Annotated in this window: 18 protein-coding genes and 1 tRNA gene; 10 read left to right on the forward strand and 9 right to left on the reverse strand. The window is 37.8% G+C overall.

All coding sequences use genetic code 11. From position 1 onward, the window contains the following. Positions 1 to 18: 18 nt before the first annotated feature. A complete protein-coding gene (locus P256_RS12255; protein WP_040332332.1) occupies positions 19 to 858 on the reverse strand; it encodes a metal ABC transporter solute-binding protein, Zn/Mn family in 840 nt (279 codons plus the stop codon). A gap of 135 nt (positions 859 to 993) precedes the next feature. Between P256_RS12255 and P256_RS12260 the strand changes: the two genes are divergently transcribed. The 3 genes from P256_RS12260 to znuB are packed head-to-tail and all read left to right on the forward strand — an operon-like array spanning position 994 to position 3,059. Then, on the forward strand, positions 994 to 1,485 hold the full coding sequence (locus tag P256_RS12260) for a transcriptional repressor (RefSeq protein ID WP_023274013.1): 492 nt from the start codon (positions 994 to 996) through the stop codon (positions 1,483 to 1,485). Continuing rightward, on the forward strand, positions 1,464 to 2,252 hold the full coding sequence (gene znuC / locus P256_RS12265; RefSeq protein ID WP_040332325.1) for a zinc ABC transporter ATP-binding protein ZnuC: 789 nt from the start codon (positions 1,464 to 1,466) through the stop codon (positions 2,250 to 2,252). The genes P256_RS12260 and znuC overlap by 22 nt, the downstream gene beginning before the upstream one ends. A 3-nt stretch (positions 2,253 to 2,255) precedes the next feature. Further along, a complete protein-coding gene (znuB, locus tag P256_RS12270) occupies positions 2,256 to 3,059 on the forward strand; it encodes a zinc ABC transporter permease subunit ZnuB (RefSeq protein ID WP_023274015.1) in 804 nt (267 codons plus the stop codon). 18 nt (positions 3,060 to 3,077) lie between these two features. Here the strand turns inward: znuB and P256_RS12275 are convergent, their stop codons facing one another. Together P256_RS12275 and P256_RS12280 are read right to left on the reverse strand one after the other, a co-directional pair. Next, positions 3,078 to 3,320: a hypothetical protein gene (locus tag P256_RS12275; protein ID WP_023274016.1), complete on the reverse strand. Its 243-nt coding sequence runs from the start codon at positions 3,318 to 3,320 to the stop codon at positions 3,078 to 3,080. A 39-nt stretch (positions 3,321 to 3,359) separates the two neighbouring features. Further along, positions 3,360 to 4,409 carry a DNA/RNA non-specific endonuclease gene (locus P256_RS12280; RefSeq protein ID WP_023274017.1) on the reverse strand — a complete coding sequence of 350 codons (1,050 nt, stop codon included), beginning with the start codon at positions 4,407 to 4,409 and terminating at the stop codon, positions 3,360 to 3,362. A gap of 253 nt (positions 4,410 to 4,662) precedes the next feature. On the opposite strand from P256_RS12280, the gene P256_RS12285 reads away from it, so the two are divergent. Continuing rightward, on the forward strand, positions 4,663 to 4,929 hold the full coding sequence (locus tag P256_RS12285; RefSeq protein ID WP_023274018.1) for a hypothetical protein: 267 nt from the start codon (positions 4,663 to 4,665) through the stop codon (positions 4,927 to 4,929). A gap of 42 nt (positions 4,930 to 4,971) precedes the next feature. Here the strand turns inward: P256_RS12285 and P256_RS12290 are convergent, their stop codons facing one another. After that, a complete protein-coding gene (locus P256_RS12290) occupies positions 4,972 to 6,852 on the reverse strand; it encodes a potassium transporter Kup (protein ID WP_023274019.1) in 1,881 nt (626 codons plus the stop codon). A gap of 120 nt (positions 6,853 to 6,972) precedes the next feature. On the opposite strand from P256_RS12290, the gene P256_RS12295 reads away from it, so the two are divergent. After that, a tRNA-Ser gene (locus P256_RS12295) sits at positions 6,973 to 7,062 on the forward strand. A gap of 240 nt (positions 7,063 to 7,302) precedes the next feature. Continuing rightward, positions 7,303 to 8,928: an inorganic phosphate transporter gene (locus P256_RS12300; protein WP_023274020.1), complete on the forward strand. Its 1,626-nt coding sequence runs from the start codon at positions 7,303 to 7,305 to the stop codon at positions 8,926 to 8,928. A 49-nt stretch (positions 8,929 to 8,977) separates the two neighbouring features. On the opposite strand, the gene P256_RS12305 is transcribed toward P256_RS12300, so the two are convergent. From P256_RS12305 to P256_RS13455, 4 genes are read right to left on the reverse strand one after another with little or no spacing between them, the layout of a single operon-like run. Further along, a complete protein-coding gene (locus P256_RS12305) occupies positions 8,978 to 9,802 on the reverse strand; it encodes an SDR family oxidoreductase (RefSeq protein WP_023274021.1) in 825 nt (274 codons plus the stop codon). 11 nt (positions 9,803 to 9,813) lie between these two features. Continuing rightward, positions 9,814 to 10,869 (reverse strand): NAD(P)-dependent alcohol dehydrogenase, encoded by a 1,056-nt coding sequence (locus P256_RS12310; RefSeq protein ID WP_023274022.1) that lies wholly within the window; start codon positions 10,867 to 10,869, stop codon positions 9,814 to 9,816. Positions 10,870 to 10,888: 19 nt separating this feature from the next. Next, positions 10,889 to 11,689, reverse strand: a complete 801-nt coding sequence (locus P256_RS12315; protein WP_023274023.1) for an MFS transporter — start codon at positions 11,687 to 11,689, stop codon at positions 10,889 to 10,891. Continuing rightward, entirely contained in the window at positions 11,644 to 12,096 is a 453-nt protein-coding gene (locus P256_RS13455; RefSeq protein WP_023274024.1) for an MFS transporter, read from the reverse strand. The genes P256_RS12315 and P256_RS13455 overlap by 46 nt, the downstream gene beginning before the upstream one ends. A gap of 106 nt (positions 12,097 to 12,202) precedes the next feature. Between P256_RS13455 and P256_RS12320 the strand changes: the two genes are divergently transcribed. Continuing rightward, the gene (locus P256_RS12320) at positions 12,203 to 13,123 is read left to right on the forward strand and encodes an AraC family transcriptional regulator (RefSeq protein WP_023274025.1); all 921 of its coding nucleotides are present in this window, start codon (positions 12,203 to 12,205) and stop codon (positions 13,121 to 13,123) included. A 25-nt stretch (positions 13,124 to 13,148) separates the two neighbouring features. Here P256_RS12320 and ybaK read toward each other — a convergent pair whose 3' ends face one another. Beyond that, positions 13,149 to 13,616, reverse strand: coding sequence for a Cys-tRNA(Pro) deacylase (gene ybaK, locus P256_RS12325; RefSeq protein ID WP_023274026.1), 468 nt, complete (start codon positions 13,614 to 13,616; stop codon positions 13,149 to 13,151). 294 nt (positions 13,617 to 13,910) lie between these two features. Between ybaK and ptsP the strand changes: the two genes are divergently transcribed. The 3 genes from ptsP to P256_RS12340 are packed head-to-tail and all read left to right on the forward strand — an operon-like array spanning position 13,911 to position 19,429. Next, entirely contained in the window at positions 13,911 to 16,754 is a 2,844-nt protein-coding gene (ptsP, locus tag P256_RS12330; protein ID WP_023274028.1) for a phosphoenolpyruvate--protein phosphotransferase, read from the forward strand. 2 nt (positions 16,755 to 16,756) lie between these two features. Then, positions 16,757 to 17,689: a 1-phosphofructokinase gene (gene pfkB, locus P256_RS12335; protein ID WP_023274029.1), complete on the forward strand. Its 933-nt coding sequence runs from the start codon at positions 16,757 to 16,759 to the stop codon at positions 17,687 to 17,689. 9 nt (positions 17,690 to 17,698) lie between these two features. After that, positions 17,699 to 19,429 carry a fructose-specific PTS transporter subunit EIIC gene (locus tag P256_RS12340; protein ID WP_023274030.1) on the forward strand — a complete coding sequence of 577 codons (1,731 nt, stop codon included), beginning with the start codon at positions 17,699 to 17,701 and terminating at the stop codon, positions 19,427 to 19,429. The last annotated feature ends 261 nt before the right edge of the window (positions 19,430 to 19,690 follow it).

The raw sequence follows: 19,690 nt of genomic DNA on the forward strand, positions 1-19,690 counted from the left end.
AGTTAAACGCGCTCTAGATTAGTTGCGCGAACTTTGTACACAATCTTGTACTTTGGTCGCAAGGTCACGCCAAGCAGGAATAAACTGAGTTTCACCCGCTAAACTTTCTTCTACAGGTTGAAATTGAATTGGTTGTAGCTTTTGATATTGATTACTACTTGCCTCACCTTCAGCAAGTAAACACATACGGTGGTATGGACGATGGTCATTTAAATATTTAATTTGAGAAACAGTTGGCGGCACATGAGGATCAGGTGTAAGTACACCCGCAATTTCTAAATTTAATGAACGCTCTAAATAATGATAGGCATCATGATATGTCCAATACTGCGCAGGGACTTTATAGCGACCAAACTTATGTGTTTCTGCATAGAGGCGTTTTGAAAAATCACGTGCATTTGCCCAATATTGATCTTTATGCTCAGGATGTTGTTTCGATCTTAACGCTGCAATGAAAAATGCAATGCGTACAGCATTATTCGGCTCTAGCCACACATGTGTATCTACAGCATTAGGTATAGGTTGCCCTTTTAAGTCACGTAGAGGTAATACCTGAAGCACACCTGAGTTTAATAACGATACAGCATTTGGGTTATTAGACAGTAGTTTATCTAAAGGTGCTTCATGTGCCTTACCCAACCAAATGACAAGCTCTGCATCTTGAATCGCTTTACGGTTTTCTGGTGTAAGTTGAATATCATGCCCAGACTGATTACCTAAAAGCAGTTCAGGTTGCTCTACTCCTTTGGTAACTTCTTCAGCAATTAAATACAATGGATGTATAGACACTACAAGTCCTTTTGCCCATAGCATACTGCTACACAAACAGAGTGCTGTAATCGCTATTAAACGTTTCATCATTTGAATTTTCTCTGTAATTAATAAAAGTGTTATAATATAACAACAACCGTTATACTATAACATTAAGAAGAAACATGCTAAAATATTTGATTGCATTCTTGCAGCTAAATTTTTATTTTAGGTGGTATATTTATGGCTTCATGCACACATTCACATGATAATTCAGTTCATGGCGTTCATGATCATGGAGACTTAACTACACGCTTAGAAGATGCAGAAAACTTATGTGCCGCACAAAATGCACGTCTTACACCTTTACGTAAAGAAGTACTTCACCTAATTTTAAAAGCGACTGGACCTATTGGTGCTTACGATATACTGGCACAAATAAAAAACACGTCAGATAAACCTGCTGCGCCACCAACGGTATACCGTAGCTTAGATTTTTTACTCGATATGGGTTTAATTCATCGACTAAGTTCAATTAATGCATTTATTCCTTGCTGCCATCCAAGAGAGGGACATCAAGCTGCTTTCTTAATTTGCTCGAGCTGTAAATCTGTCAAAGAAGCCTCTGCAGACAATGTTTTAAATCAGCTTTCAACACTCGCTGCATCAGATGATTTCAATATTCATCATACAACGATCGAAATCTCTGGGAAGTGTCAGCAGTGCAGTCAGTAACTACTCCCCTACTCCTTTCATTAAAGCAAATTAATGTCAAAATTGACGATCGCGATATTCTAAAGCAGATCGATTTTGATTTACATAAAAATGAAATTGTAACTTTAATTGGGCCTAATGGCGCAGGAAAGTCGACACTTATTAAAGTATTACTCGGTATACTTAAACCCAATAGTGGAAAAATTTCTCAGACAACAAAATTAAAGTTTTCTTATGTTCCACAAAAGTTTAATCCTTCTCACAGTTTACCTTTACGCGTTAAAGATTTACTTGCCTTAGAACTTTGTGATGCTGAAACTAAAAAACAGATTATTGAAGAAACAGGAATTCTAAGACTTCAAGAATCAAAAGTACAACAGCTCTCTGGCGGGGAACGTCAACGTGTTTTACTTGCACGTGCATTACTTAGAAAACCTGACGTACTTGTTCTAGATGAACCCATGCAAGGTTTAGACATTCAGTCTGAAGCCGAACTCTATGAGTATGTACGTAATGTACCTGAACGATATCAATGCGCCGTACTCATGGTTTCTCATGATTTACAATGGGTTATGCAAGGTACAAACCGTGTTGTTTGTCTAAATAAGCATATTTGTTGTAGTGGGTTACCTGAAAATGTACAACAACACCCTGAATATCAAGCTATTTTCGGTACTCAACGAGCACTTTACCATCATCATCATGACCACTGCGCCCATGGTGATATACCAACGACAACCTGTGAACATGAAGATCATCCCCATATTCACCCAGAGCCGGAAGTCTAACGCATGATGGAATGGTTACAGCTTTTACTCCCTGCATGGGCGATGGGCTTTTTACTTATATTTCTAACCGCACCACTTGGCTGTCTTATGCTTTGGCGACGCATGTCGTTTTTTGCAGATACAATGGCACATGGCACACTACTTGGTGTAGCCGTCGCAGGTATTTTTCAGCTTCCACTTTGGATTGGTGTTTCCTTACTTGCTTTTTTACTTGTTGCCTTACTTTGGGTATTGCACGACAAGCGATTACCTAATGATGCACTGCTTGCTTTATGTTCAGCAACACTACTTTGTAGCGGCCTACTACTTATTCAGCAACTACCTGCTCTGCGACCAGAGCTGTTAAGTTACCTATTTGGTGATTTACTTACAATTAGTTGGTCTGAACTCCCGCTATTTGGTCTGATTATTTTAATTGCCATTACTATCTTACGCTTTTTCTGGACAGCGCAAATTCAAATTGCAATTGATCCTGACATTGCAATGAGTGAAGGAATTAATGCAAATAAACAACGCCTTGTCTTTATGGTGCTTCTTGCAATATTTACCGTACTTGCTCTACGTGCTGTTGGCTCACTGCTTATGGGTGCATTACTTGTCATTCCACCACTTACCGCCCGTTTAATTGCTCACTCTCCCAAACAAATGGTGATTCTTGCATTTATTTTAGGACAAATTGCTCTTGCGATTGGCTTATGGTCGAGTGCATTACTCAATATCGCAACAGGATTAAGCATTGTACTTACCATGTCTCTGTTGTTTTGCTTTGTATTTGGCTTTCAGAAAATGAAACACCTCTTTGCTTAGCGCTTAACAGAAAACCCCTTATAAAAAGGGGTTTTCTATTTCTTTAGCATCTTCAATTTTTATTTTTTCGGGTAAATCTTTTTCTTTCTCAAGTGTTGCAACTAGCTCATTTAATAAACTCTGCAATACTTTTGCAGCTTTCAGCCCATCTTGATCTTTTGTAAGCTGTAAGTTGCCATAAATATTTACACGATCTGAGCCATTTTCTAATGTTAGATCATAAATTGATGATGACTCATCACTTTCAAACGGTTTAAACATTTTATTATCCTCTATTATTTTATGACTTATCATAGTCTATTAAGTTTTCAACATTTTTAAAATAAATTCTAATATCGTCGGTAACAGTTGCTTTATAAACTGTAAAATTCGGTCTTTGATATTACCTACAACACTCCCACTATTTCCTGTTCGACCTTCGGCATGAAATTGTTTTTGCGCAGCTTGTATATCTGCTTCAGAAACACGATCTGCACATTCACTTTTTGCATCCCAACTTAAATAACTTGCTTTCTGAGCTGGCTTAACCTCACTTCCCATTAAAGGTAAGTTATATACTTTTCTTTTGGTACTTTCATTTAAAGTTGGAAATAAATTGATTCCCGTTAAGTCTTCAATTTCACAGACACTCACTACATGAACATCTAAAGAATTATTATTTGGTGCATAGTATGCGCCAATCACACCCGTCTGTGGATAATAAACTGCTTTGAATACCGCAGAAGGAACAAATACACCATTCCCAATGGTTGAAAGCTTTCGACCTGAGAAAATAGGGCCAGTAATGACATAAGCATCATGTTTTTGCTTTGTTACTGTAGAACGTGTCGCTTCCTCTAATTTTCGCCAAATATCCTGATTGTTTTTTGGTGCTTGCGGAACCATATTTGCTAAAGAAAAACTATCAGCTTGTGACAGCATATCAGGCATATCACCATTTGGTGACATATGACCTCGGTCAAAGCCCGTACCTTTATAGTCTCTTAATGTTGCACGAAACTCAGGGCTAATTCTTTCCTCTTCATGAAAGCTATCCTGACGTTTAATTTTATGACTTAAACGCTCAACCGTTAGATGTTCTGCACTCCATAAAGGCGTCTTCGACATGCCAGAGTACATCACATTAAAGCCATGAAAACATAAGGCTGTCGTATTTTTTTTCAGACTATCTCGAACTAAATAAGGTGGTGTATCTTTATAAAACTCATTAAGACAAGAAGAGTTGCTCCAAAAGCTTGTTGCCGCATGTGCAGTCTGATACGGAGAAAGTGTTGCTACACCCAATATCACACCACAGCTTAAACTAGAAAGTGCTAAAGAAGCTTTCTTATAACTAATTAAATCTTTCATATTTTATTCAAAAAAATACCCTGCGACGAGATTAGCAAGCTCATTGTAGAAAGTATATTCAAGATCATCTAATTGACTACGCATTAAACAAATTTTAAAACCACCAAAATGTGAACTATATTTGATGATTTTTATACAATACTACTATGTAAAACTTATCAATATTACCAATACTAAATTGATTCTAAATGAAATATATGCGAATGTAGCCTTGTTATAATTTATACAACTTTTTTTGAATTGGAGTTTTATGATGCGCAATATCATAACGACAATTGGGTTAGTGATGGGAATTTTTACAACAGCGACTGCATTTGCAGAGCCTGCTGTTGAACCGGGCCAAACGCTAGAAAGTCTCTCTCAAACACAAGTTTCTACAACTGTAAATGGGCAACCGGGTTCACTCAAGAACCTTCTTCAAAGTGGTCAATATACATTGGTTTCACCTGATAACAATGTACAGCAAGCACCAAATGAAAATAGTGAACAGACTCCTCCGCCTGCTCAAAATGGCATGTAGTCACTAAATAAAAAACCGAGCAACTGCTCGGTTTTTTATATTTTAGATTTCGATCTGGCTTCCCATTTCGACAACCCTATTTGTAGGAATAAGATAAAAGTCACTCACAGGACTAGTATTTCGATACATTGAAATAAAGAGCTTTTCTCTCCAAGGTGCCATCCCATCTCCAACAGTATGAATTAATCGGTCTCTTGATATAAAGAAACTCATATGCATCATATCAAACTCAAAACCAAGCTCTTTATATGCTTGACCTAAAGCAAATGGAATATCAGGCTGATCTTTAAAACCGTAGTACATAAAAATGCGGTAGAAATGGTCATTCATTTTCTCCACATGTAAACGGTCTTTATCTTGAACGTATGGAACATCCTGCGTAATCACCGTTACCATAATATTGCGCTCATGAAGCACTTTATTATGTTTAATATTATGCAGCATTGCATGTGGGACAATATTTGGCGTCCCTGTTAAAAATACAGCCTCACCCGGCACATATTTTGTATCATTGCTCACACTGACACTTTTAATAAATAGCTCTAATGGAAGCGCATCTTTTTCTAGTCTTTGAATTACAATCTCTCGACCATTTTTCCATGTCATTAATATTGTGAATACAACAAATCCAATGACAATTGGAACCCAACCACCAGCCAAAATTTTCACTGAGGTTGAAGAAACAAAAATAATGTCTATAAATAAGAATGGAATCGTGAAGCCTGCAATTTTCCACCAAGGCCACTGCCAACCACTATGAGCATATGCTGTTACTAATATAGTACTACACAGCATAGTCATTGTTACGGCAATACCATATGCTGCCGCTAAATTTGCACTGTTATGGAAGAGTAAAATTAGAATTAATACCGAAACGTATAAAATCCAATTAATGAACGGCAGATAAATTTGCCCTTGCTCTACATCAGACGTATGATGCACTGTCAAACGTGGTAAATAGCGTAACTGTATTGCTTGATTCGCCATTGAAAATACGCCTGTAATTACTGCTTGAGAAGCAATAACTGCTGCCGCAGTTGCAAGTATAATCATTGGGAACAAGCCCCACTGAGGCACTAGCAAATAAAATGGGTTAGATATAGCACTACCATCTCTTAAAAGTAATGCACCTTGACCTGCATAATTCAACAGTAAACATGGGCAAACAATAATGAACCATGCCAAGCGAATAGGTTGGCGACCAAAATGCCCCATATCGGCATAAAGTGCCTCACCACCTGTAAGGGTAAGCACAACTGCGCCCATAGTTAGGAAAGCAACTTTAGGCTCATTTGCAACAAAGTGAATGGCCCAATATGGATTCACTAAAGTCAGTACATACGGCGTTTGGATAATACTCCAAATACCTAATGCTCCAATTGAGATAAACCAAATTAAAGTAATTGGGCCAAACAGCTTGCCCATTGTGCCTGTACCATGACGCTGAATCATGAATAGCGCAGTTAAGATACCAAGTGCAATTGGCATAAGCCATTGGTTAAAGCTCGGTGTTACAATACTTAGCCCTTCAACGGCAGAAAGTACTGAAACAGCAGGGGTAATAATACCATCACCAAAAAATAGAGAAGCACCAATAAACCCTAAGGTAATTAAGAAAATTTTCTTATTTTTGTCTATTTTTTTAGAGCGTAGATTTAAGGCAAGTAATGACATTATGCCACCCTCACCATTATTATCTGCTCTCATAATAAAGGTCACATACTTAACACTAATTGTCAGCATCATTGACCAAAATACCAGTGATAAAACCCCCATCACAGTAGATTGACTTATAGAAATATGAGCAGCTATAAAGCACTCTCGAATTGCATATAATGGACTGGTTCCAATATCACCAAACACGACGCCTAAAGCAGCCAGTGTCAGCGCATGCATAGATGGTTTTACCGTTGAATTTTGCATAAAAAAACTACATGTTCTTCGCATATATGGCGAATATTAGCACTAAGTTAAGCCTTTTGCTTTAAATCTTATATTTCAGCTTGGCAGGTTGTATTTTTTTCGCTATTATCCTCGCCGATTGGTGAGGTGTCCGAGTGGCTGAAGGAGCACGCCTGGAAAGCGTGTATACGTTTGCGCGTATCGAGGGTTCGAATCCCTCTCTCACCGCCATCTTCATAATAACTATTGAATCACAACATACTTCTAGAGTCTATTTCTGACAGCTTTATTTTCCCTTAAATGCAAACTTCTTTGCATTATTCTTCATGTTATTCGTTACTTTACTATTTTAAATATTGTTAAATTCCATCACTTCTAAAGCCCTTATTCAATATAAAAATCACACTGCCATAATAATGTCATGATCAAATTTCAAACTGATTCGATCTACAATAAATATTGGTATGTCACATGCAAAATACCGCGTCTATTCCAAATAGTAAAAATGCTTCTCCTCCTAAAAATAGCAATGTTAACCAACCCTCTCCACAGTGGTTTAAATATTCTTTTCTAATTGTTGTTATTGTTTCTTGTGCTTATATTGGACTGCAATTAGTTAGTGATTTATCTACAGTTCCCCCATTAAGTACTTTTTCATTTTTTATGCTTGGTCTTGCCTTACTCATTGCCTTAGGCTTTGAGTTTGTAAATGGTTTCCATGACACAGCCAATGCTGTAGCAACTGTCATTTATACCAATGCAATGCCTGCACCTATTGCAGTAATGTGGTCAGGTTTCTTTAACTTTTTAGGCGTCTTAAGTGCAAGTGGTGCCGTTGCCTATGGCATTATTGCATTGCTACCTGTCGAACTCATTTTGCATGTCAATAGTAGTGCGGGTTTCGCAATGGTTTTTGCACTTCTTATTGCCGCAATTATTTGGAACTTGAGTACATGGCTTTTAGGCTTACCCGCGTCAAGCTCTCATACTATGATTGGTTCAATACTAGGTGTTGGACTCATGAATCAAATATTACATTCAGGGTTCAGTAGTGGACTCAGTGGTATTGATGTCGAACAAGTGATTAAAGTCATTAAAGCACTCTTAGTTTCACCTCTTGTCGGTTTTGGTTTAGCAGCCGTTGCTTTTCTACTCTTGAAACTGACATTAAAAAATAAAAAGACTGAACTCTTTGATGCGCCGAAAAGTGATAAGCCACCTTCATTTGTCACACGTTTATTACTTATTTGCACATGTACTGGCGTCAGTTTTGCGCATGGCTCAAATGATGGACAAAAAGGAATGGGCTTAATTATGCTTATTCTTATTGGTATTGTTCCACTTGCCTACTCACTCAATAAAACTATGGATAGTAGTGAAGTACAGGCATTTGCAGCACTCTCAGAGAAATCTGCTCATATTTTAGTTTCCAATCCAGATCAAATGGATGCTGCTACAGCACGTAATACTCTCACTCAATACATTCAAACCAAACACATTACACCTGAAACAACGACTGCTGTTGCCGCATTATCAAATCATTTAGGTAAGCTTGTTGCAGATTATAAAACGATGGGAGATATTCCTGAAAATACAACCATAAACTTACGCAACGATATGTATTTAAGCAGCACGACATTAAAAGCAATGCAAAAAAACAACCAACTTACACAGTTGAATGCTGCCGATACTGCAACCATTACGCAATACCGTAAAGATTTAGATCAAGCCACTCAATACATTCCAACTTGGGTAAAAGTTGCTGTTGCACTTGCATTAGGACTTGGAACAATGGTGGGTTGGAAACGTATTGTTGTGACAGTAGGAGAGCGAATTGGTAAAACCCATCTCACCTATAGTCAGGGAATGTCAGCAGAATTTGTAGCAATGGGAACAATTATTGCTGCAGATAAATTTGGACTTCCAGTAAGTACCACTCATGTATTGAATAGTGCAGTCGCAGGAACAATGACAGCCAATAAGTCAGGTCTTCAGTGGAGTACCATTAAAAGTATTATTCTTGCATGGGTACTTACCCTTCCTTGTGCAATGATTTTATCTGCAACCCTCTACTGGCTATTTTCTAAATTCATTTAAAGACAATAAAAAAGCCACTATTTAAAGTGGCTTTTTTTAATACGTATAATTATGAATTTCCATACTTATAGTTTGCAGTGGCTCCACCATCTACCAAGAAATCACTACCTGTAATATATGTTCCATTTGGCCCAGATATAAATTCGGCTAAAGCACCAATTTCATCAGGCGTTCCACCTCGACCAACAGGAGATTTAGATAGCATATTACGGTAAAACTCACCACGCTCAGGGCTATTTAACTCATCATATGCAAGCGGTGTAAAAATAATACCTGCACTAATACAGTTGACTCTAGCCCCTCGCTTGCCCCATCTCACAGCTTCTGCTGAAACACGTAATGCATTCCCTTTTTTAGAAATTTGATATGCATATAAACTATCTGTAATCTCATGAATAAAAGGCAGTTGTAACAACTCTTCAGGTGGAAGTTTAGCCAAGGCATCAGATTGGACTTGAGATAATGCATCTATTTCCAACCGATAACTAGATTGTGACCCAATTACAATGGCCACACCATTTTTTGCAATGACATGACCAAATTCTTCAAGTACAACGGCTGTACCGTACAAATCAACTTTCAATATATCTTGAGCTACTGCCTGAGAAGGAGATAAACCTGCTGTATGTATTACGCTTGTAATATCTCCAAGTTCAGCAGCTCTTTTTGCTAACTCTTGTACCGATGTTCTATCACCCACATCAACGACTTGTGTCTGAACATTAAATCCGGCTTTTGAGAAGATTTCTACAACTGAAAGCATATTGTCTGCTTTTATATCAGCCAATAATATGGTCTTACCAGTACCAATACGACGAGCTATTGCTTGAGCTATAGACCCACTACCAATCACAACGACAACATCATTTTTCATCGTAAAATTCCTCAAATATTATTTTGTAGATCAACTACAAAACGGTACTTAATATCGCCTTTTTCTAAACGACTAAATGCATTATTAATTTGTTCTACATCAATAAGCTCTATATCTGCTGTAATATCATGCTTAAAGCAGAAATCTAACATTTCTTGTGTTTCTGCTATACCACCGATATTTGATCCTGAAAAACTTCTTCTACCATACACAACATTAAAAGCACCTACCTCAAGTGACTCAGGTGGTAAACCAACCAACACAAGACTACCTTCCCATGTAAGTAAATTTAAGTATTGATTTACATCATGCTTTGCAGAAATAGTATCTAAAATAAAATCAAATTTTTTATTATATTCCTGCAACTGTACTGTATCTGTAGAAAGTACCGCATAGTCTGCACCTAGTCTTTTGGCATCTGCTATTTTATTGTCTGAAGTCGTAAATACCGTCACCTCTGCACCCAAAGCTTTTGCTATTTTTATAGCAATATGCCCAAGGCCACCAACTCCTAAAATACCAACCTTACTACCTTCTTTAATATTCCAATGTTTCAATGGTGAATACACTGTAATACCTGCACATAACAAAGGTGCTGCGGCGGCTAAGTCCTTAAATTCTGGCATCTGTAAAACATATCTTTCATCACATACATATAAGTCAGAAAACCCGCCATAAGTCTGCTCACCACCCATATACTTATCAGGTGAGTTAAAAGAAAATGTTGTACCCTCTTCACAAAATTGCTCAGTATCATGTTCACAAAATTGGCAAGTTTTACAACTATCAACAATACAACCTATCGCAGCGAGTTGACCTACTTTAAACTTGGAAACATGCTCTCCCACAGCTTTCACTCGACCAACAATTTCATGTCCAGGTACAACAGGCCACATTGTATGACCAAAATCATTATGTATTTGATGCAAATCTGAATGACATATACCGCAATATAAAACTTCCAATTCAACATCCGTCTTACCTATTGAACGGCGCGTAATAGCCATTTGTTTTAGAGGCTCATTTGCTGCATATGTACCATATGCTTTTACTTTTTGGATATTCATAGATGTATTCCTTCTAATTTTAGAGAGATGCTTTCTTCATTTCACGATGTGGTAATAAAGCAATCATTGCACTCACAGCAGCAAAGCTTGTCATAATGACAATCATTGCCTCTGGTGAATCTGTTTTTGCAAATGTGAGTAATAGTGATGAAATAATTCCACTGCCATACTGCATAGAACCAATAAGTGCAGAAGCAGAGCCTGCTGTTTTAGGCACAATATCTAGCGCTGCTGCTGTAGACGTGGTAGCAATTACTCCATTCATGGCAAAGAATAAAAATAAGAATAAGATGAGGCTAAATAGAGTCATTTGTTGAGAAAAATATAGATAAGTAAGCAGAAGCATTGCCACCATAGAAATACTTGTTGCCCATTTAAGTAATTGATGTAATGAGATATGTTGAACCAGTTTTTTATTCGCCACACTCATCACCATGACACCAATAAGATTAATACCAAACAAGAAACCATAATGTTGTGCATCAATATGATAGTAAGAGATATAGACAAGTGGTGAACCGATGATGAATGTATATGCAGCAACATAAAATGCTGTTAATGACCATACATACCGCATAAACTGCCAATTTTTTAATAACTGCTTATAATTTGAAAAAGTTTGTTTTACTTGTATTCTTTTAGGATTTACTTGGACTTGATGTGTTTCAGGCAATATAAAAATACAGAAAAACATGATGATACCAATAACAGATAACAACCAAAAAATGGCATGCCAAGATGTTACCTTTAGTATTTGACCACCAAGAAGCGGACCTAAAATAGGTGCAACTGCCATAATAAGGGTGAGTGTTGATAGCATTTGAGCTGCTTCAACACAACACGCGAATATAAATCTCTAACCATTGCCCGTGCTAACATTGGCCCCGTACATGCACCTAGTGCCTGAAAAATACGCCAAAATACAATTTGATCAATCGTTTGTGACAAAGCACAACCAACAGAGCCAATTACAAAAAGAACCATCCCTATAAAAAGTGGCTTTTTTCTTCCAATTTGATCACTAATAGGTCCCCAAATAAGTTGAGCAACCGCAAAACCTATAAGAAATCCTGTTACTGTTAATTCAACATTTCCTTGCAAATCGACTTGCATTACAGGCATAGCAGGTAAATAAATATCTGTCGAAAGTGAAGTAAATGCCATTAGTGCACTCAAAACTACGAGCAATGACACTTTTGCCTGCATCGCATTTTGTATTGGTTTCATATTTTTGATCTTTGATGATTGCTTTAAGCTTTATTGTTAATTATCTTAAACCCTATGATTTATTATTTTAATCATCAAAATTCCACTTTACTTTATCGAGATTCCAATGGACCCATTATCAGATATCATGAATCTTATTTCTGCGCGTAGCTATGTCACAGTAGGGCTTGCTGCAGGAGATAAATGGTCTGCTCAATTTTCTCCATTCGATGGATTAAAAGTTATATGTATTCGTAAAGGTATTTTTTGGTTAAAAAGTGGCGAAAATGAAACTTGGCACGAGCTAAAAAGTGGTGATGGAATTATTCTCACAGACGGCGAAACATTTTCAATGTGTACTAAAAATGGTGATAAAAAAACGCTTATAAACTCAAAAGAACTCACTCATACAAAAGATTTAGGAATCATCAATTATGGAGATGATACTAATGTTTTACTTGCAGGTAGAATGTCTGTAAATCAACTTGGTAATCAGCTTTTTAAAAAAGAACTTCCCGCTGTTATGCCATTTTCAACAGGTTCATCTACATCTAGTACACTTAATTGGTTACTTAAGCAGTTATTACAAGAAAGTACAACGCAAGGCTTAGGTACAATCGTTGCAAGTAATCATTTAATGCATCTTATTATTTTAGAAATTTTACGCATATGGATCATTACAAATGAAGATACTCAATCTGGATGGTTTAATGCAATTAAAGATGATCGAATTGCAAAAACAATCAGTGTGATTCATCAAAACCCAAGTAAGGATTGGAGCTTAAGCGAACTTGCTGAAATATCTAACCTTTCAAAGTCTGGTATATCTCAAAAGTTTAACCAGCTTTTAGGCTTATCACCTCTTAAGTACGTGACTTATTGGCGAATGCAAATTGCAATAAAAGCCCTATATCAAGGCAATACTTCCATAAAAGATATCGCTTTTAGCTTAGGATATAATGCAGAAAGTACATTTAGTACTGCATTTAAACGAGTACATCATATTTCTCCAAGCGCTTATAGAGAAAATATAGAACATACATCCTAATAACAAACTATTAATATATTATTTTTCAATCAATAATATCTACAAAAGTCGCTGTTAGCATTAATGCCAAATCATATGGAGATAATCCTAGATCTAATCCCCTCCGACCACCACTAATATATATTTTTAATAATTGTTCCGCACTTTTGTCTATAAATACTTTTAGTCGCTTTTTTTGTCCAAGTGGGCTAATTCCACCCACCAAATAACCTGTTATTCTCTGTGCATCCTGAATATCAGCCATAGTCACTTTTTTACAGCCTATTGCATGTGCTGCTTTTTTTAAATTCAACTGATGACTGACTGGCAAAATCATTACATAATAATGCTTTGCATCTGTAACTAATAATGTTTTAAATACTTCATATGCATTTAAATTCAGCTTTTCAACAGCTTCTAAACCATAGCTATTGGTCGAATTTGCGTCATGAATATATTCATGTATGGTATAGCTGATTTTCTTTGCTTTTAATAACTTACATGCAGGTGTCATAGGAAGAGATTTCTACTCTAGGAAAATAAATAGGATAATATGTATGGGTATTTTAAAGATGAATCAGCACCTTATTTTATATACAACTGATTTAAATGTATTTTTAAAATACAACCAAAATTATCACCCTATTTAAAGTGAATTCAAGTAAACTTTACGGGGTTTAATCTACAATTATGTCCAATAATCAAAAAGAACTGATTTTCAGGGCGAAGCATAGTAGAATTTGCCTTTTAATTTTTCCCGGAAAGGCAGCGCCTCAACTCGATTTATGATGTTTTTCAAGGATTTTTTATGTTAGCGCTAGATGTACAACATGTTAGAATGGATCAACATGCTGTTGATAAAGCTCAGGCGTTAGAGTGTCTAGTCAACATTTTAGTTGAAGATAAACTGGTTACTCCTGAATATTTAGAAGGCTTAAAAGCACGGGAGCAACAAAGTGCGACCTACCTTGGTCAAGGTATTGCTATCCCTCATGGTACGCCTCAATCAAGACAATATATTTTAGAAACAGGTGTCCGACTCGCCCATTTTCCACAAGGCGTGATATGGGATGGCGAAAATAAAATTTATCTCGCTGTTGTCATCGCTGCCAAATCAGATGAACACTTACAAGTATTACAGATACTCACAAGAGCACTGATTGACGATGTCTCAGATCGTGTAAAAAATGCCACTTCAGCAGAACAAATTATAGAATTACTCCACGCTCAACCCCCTTCTCTTGCACTTCATGAAAACCTAATTGCGACACAAGTCCCTTCAAATGACACAGACGACTTGCTTTGGCATGCAACACAACTACTCAAGCAACAAAAATTAGTAGAGCCAGGTTTCATTTGTGCACTCGATCCTAAGCAGATGATTCATCTCGGTGGAGGAACGTGGTCAATTACAGCAAGTGAATACGTGATTAGTCCTGCTGTAAGTATTATAAAGCCTGAGTATCCAATAGAACATCAAGGCGAAACCATTAGCACATTGCTTTGTATTGCAAGTAATGACCAGCTTGATATGCCTCAGTTCAACCGTCTCATGGATATTCTTTTTGATCCAAGTCAGCTTGAAAAACTAACACAAGAAAATGACAGCCATCAAATTGCGCAAATCATTGGGGCTGAAATTATTCCTGACTGGCCTTCACGTCAAGTAACCCTTGCAAATGCACATGGTTTACATGCACGTCCTGCAACACAATTGGTCAATATTAGTAAAACTTTCAAAGGCGATATTCAAGTTTCTGCCGATGAAGGTCAACTTGTTTCAGCAAAAAGCTTAACAAAGTTACTTTCTCTTGGCTGTAAGCGCGGACAAGTGCTGACCTTTATTGCAGAGCCAGATACAGATGCTGTAGCAGGTTTGGATGCTATTATTGCGGCAGTAAAAAATGGCTTAGGCGAAGAAGTTGAACCTATTGATGAACAAGAAACTGTAAAAGAAGCAGAAAAAGTCGAAGTTCTGACCTTTGAAGAAGAGGAATCAACTTCGGGAATTCCTGCATCTTCAGGACTTGCATTTGGTCCTGCACACGTGATTAAACCGCGTGAGTTCCATTACGAACGTAATAGTAAAAATGTGAAAGCGGAAACTGAAAAACTTGAACAAGCCATTGCGCAAGTGAAAGAAAATATTCGCCAGTTTATTGCCGAAAGTAAAGTTGAAGCAATTAAGCAAATTTTTACTGCACATTTAGAAATGCTAGATGACCCTGATCTTATTCAAGGGGTACATAAACTTCTCAAACAAAACCTTTCTGCACCTGCTGCTTGGCATGAACATATTGAAGCCGCAGCAAAAGCACAAGAACAACTCAAAGATCATTTACTCGCAGAACGTGCCGCAGATTTACGTGATATTGGCGAACGTGTTTTAGCTGTTCTTTGTGGTGTACCAGATGTTGTAGAACCACAAGAGCCATACATTCTTATTATGCATGATGTTGGGCCAAGTGATGTTGCGCGTCTAGACAAAGATCGTGTTGCAGGTATTTTAACGGCTGTTGGCGGTGCAAGTGCACATAGTGCAATTGTTGCAAGAGCGCTTGGTATTCCTGCTGTTGTTGGTGCAGGCAGCGGTGTTCTTAAAATTGAAAGTAATACAACTGTACTTATTAATGGTGACAACGGCGATTTCATTATTAGTCCTGCTCAATCACTGATTGAACATGCAATTGCTGAAAGAGAGCGCCAACGCCAAATTCGTATTGAAGCTGAAAAACACTGCCTAGAGCCTGCGATTACACTTGATCAACATCAGGTAGAAATTGCTGCAAATATTGGGAAAGTCAATGCTGCTGGAAAAGCAGTTAAAGATGGTGCTGAAGCAATTGGTCTTTTACGTACAGAACTTGTATTCATGGCACATAAGAGCGCGCCAGATGAAAAAACACAAGAAGCAGACTATCGTGTTGTTCTAGATGACTTACAAGGTCGCCCTCTTGTTGTACGTACACTTGATGTTGGTGGTGACAAGCCACTGCCATATTTACCAATTGCAGAAGAAGAAAACCCGTTCTTAGGTATCCGTGGTATTCGTCTTACGCTTCGTAAACCTGAGCTTTTACGCCAACAATTGGTTGCACTACTTAAAGCTGCCGATAACCGCCCATTACGTATCATGTTCCCAATGATTGGTCGTGTTGAAGAATGGCGTGCTGCAAAGGCAATCTTAGATGAAGTTAGCGAAGGCTACCCTCGTGAAAACCTAGAAGTAGGTATTATGATTGAGGTTCCATCTGCTGCATTACTATCGCCAATCCTTGCTCAAGAAGTTGACTTCTTCAGTATTGGGACAAATGACTTAACCCAATACACTATGGCAATTGACCGTGGTCACCCACTACTTTCTGCCGAAGCAGATGGTTTACATCCAAGTGTTTTATTACTGATTGACCAAACTGTACGCGCTGCACATAAGTATGGAAAATGGGTAGGTATTTGTGGTGAGCTTGCGGCAGACCCTAAAGCTGTTCCTGTACTTATGGGCTTAGGTGTAGATGAACTGAGTATGTCGAGCACGAGCATTCCTCTAGTAAAAGCACAAATTCGTACTTTAAACTTTACTGAATGTCAGAAAATTGCACAACAAGCACTACAATGTGACAGTGCAAACGCAGTAAGAGCATTAGGGGAATAAGCATGGCAAAGGTTTTAACAATTACACTGAATCCTGCAATAGATATTACGCTTCAGCTTGAGACCTTAAAGCTTGGTGAGGTAAACCGTCAGCAAGCTGCGCAAAGCCTTGCGGCAGGTAAAGGGCTGAATGTCGCTCAAGTTCTTAAAGACTTAGGGCACTCTCCTATTGTGACTGGTTTCTTAGGACAAAGTAATCGTCAACTATTTGACCAACACTTTGAGAAAGAAGGCTTAGAAAACCACTTTGTCTATATTGAAGGCGAAACACGCCATAATATTAAAGTGGCTGAACAATCTGGCCGTATGACTGACATCAATGGCAAAGGCTTTTTTGTCGATGAAGCTGCGAAAAAGAATCTTCGTGAAAAAATTAGTCAGTTAATTGACCAAGTAGAAATTATTGCGATCTCTGGTAGTTTGCCTCAGGGTTTTTCACCTGAAGAGCTCATCGAGCTCATCGAATGGTTAAAAACAAAAGGGAAAAAAGTTGCTGTAGATACAAGCGGTAAAGCATTAAGTGCTGCTATCTCAGCAAACCCATGGCTCATCAAGCCCAATACAGATGAACTTGCCGAAGCATATCATGCTTCAGTCAATACTTTTGCAGAACAACATGCCTTATTCTCTCAGTTAAATTCAACCATTGAGAATATTATTGTGTCTATGGGAGAGCAAGGTGTGAATTGGTTACACCCAACTCACCCTTTACATGCAAAAGCGCCTAAAGTCACTGTAAAAAGTACCGTTGGTGCAGGCGACTCTTTAGTGGCAGGTATGATCCATGGTTTCTTGAACCAAACATCACCTGAAGAAACCCTAAAAACAGCAACCGCTATAGGTAGTAACGCCGTTACACAAATTGGTTTTGCTATTGAGGATTTATCAGCGATTGATAAGCTGAAGCAACAAATCTCAATTGATTCATTGAGCTAGGTAAATAATATGCAAAATACTAAACATATTTTATTTGTTCCACATAGTCCTGAACAACCTATCAATGCATTGATTTTGGCACGTAAGCTTGCCAGTGTTGCTTCATCACTCGGATATACAAATTCAGTTGCACAGTCTATGGAAACCATGGATGCTCAAGCAGCTGATCACGTTATTTTTATTGGTCGTCGCCCTAGCCTCACGGAAGCCCTAAAAGATAAACAAGTTTCTATTGTGAGCTTAGATGTATTACAAAACAATGCTGAAGATATTCTAAAAAATGCATTAAATACATCGACTACAACAGAAGAACTTGCCTCTACAAGCATAGCTTCTTCAAGCACTGTAAGTAAGTTTGTTGCCATTACAGCATGTCCGACAGGCGTTGCACATACTTTTATGGCTGCAGAAGCATTACAGCGAGGCGCAGCAAAGCTTGGCTATGATATTAACATTGAAACGCAAGGTTCTGTGGGTGCAAAAAACATCCTTTCACCTGAAAGTATTGCTGAAGCAGACATTGTAATTTTAGCAACAGATATTGAAGTTAATACTGAACGTTTCGCAGGTAAACGTGTTTACCGTTGTAGTACAGGTTTTGCGCTAAAACAAACAGATAAAGCTTTTGCAAATGCAATTAAAGAAGCTACAGTACTAGAGTCTGGCAAACAGCAAAGTCAAGATGAAGTAAATAGCGATAAAAAAGAAAAAGTTAGCATCTATAAGCATCTACTAACAGGCATTTCTTATATGTTGCCTATGGTAGTTGCAGGTGGGCTTATTCTTGCAATTTCACTCTTCTTTGGTTTAAACCCTGCCGAAGGTACGCTAGCTGCCAATTTAGAAATGATTGGTAAAACAGCTTTAACGCTTATGGTACCTATGCTGTCAGGCTACATTGCTTATTCCATTGCCGACCGTCCCGGTTTAACCCCCGGCTTAATTGGTGGTTTTCTAGCGGCAGGCCCTCTTGGAGCAGGTTTCTTAGGCGGTATTGCTTCAGGCTATATTGCAGGTTATATCGCTCTTTTCCTTGCGAAAAAAGTTAAGCTGCCACAAAGTGTCGAATCATTAAAACCTATCCTTATTATTCCATTATTTGCGAGCTTAATTACGGGCCTCATCATGGTTTATGTGGTGGGTCATCCTGTTGCTTATATTTTTGATGCGATGAAACACTTCCTCAATAATATGGGGACAGGCAATGCCGTACTTATGGGCATGATTTTAGCAGGTATGATGTGTATTGACTTAGGTGGGCCAATCAATAAAGCTGCATATGCATTTACTGTTGGATTACTAACAACCAATACATATATGCCAATGGCTGCGACAATGGCCGGTGGTATGGTTCCACCGCTTGGTATGGCAATCGCAACTTTTATTGCAAAAGCAAAGTTTGACCAAACAGAACGTGATGCTGGTAAAGCAGCATTTGTACTTGGTTTATGCTTTATTTCAGAAGGTGCAATTTCATTTGCAGCAAGAGATGCTGTTAAAGTAATCCCGAGTTGTATTATTGGTGGTGCACTCACAGGTGCATTGGTTGCATTTTTTGACTGCAAGCTTATGGCACCACATGGCGGTATTTTTGTACTACTCATTCCAAATGCGATCAATCATGCATTTTTATATCTTGCATCGATTCTAGCTGGTAGCGTTGTTACAGGTGTCATCTACGCTGTAATTCGACAAAAACAACCAGCAGCACAGCAAGTTGCTGAAGTTAAAGTAAACTAAAACTTTAACACACCATAAAAAACCGAGCTGAACAGCTCGGTTTTTTATGCTTTTGTATTTTATTTTTTACTTTAATAGTTTTTTAATCTAATTATGTTTTTACCTTTAATAAAAAATTATCATTGATATAATACTAAAGTATTAACTGAGTGCTCTAACTCATTATGTGGGTAAATGGATTCTTACCGCATTCATCATTAACACGCCTACCTTTTTGAGTATTTCCACTCACCTATGGACAGTCATTTATTTTAGGGAACT

The sequence above is a fragment of the Acinetobacter nectaris CIP 110549 genome, from assembly GCF_000488215.1.
GTDB classification, from domain to species: domain Bacteria; phylum Pseudomonadota; class Gammaproteobacteria; order Pseudomonadales; family Moraxellaceae; genus Acinetobacter; species Acinetobacter nectaris.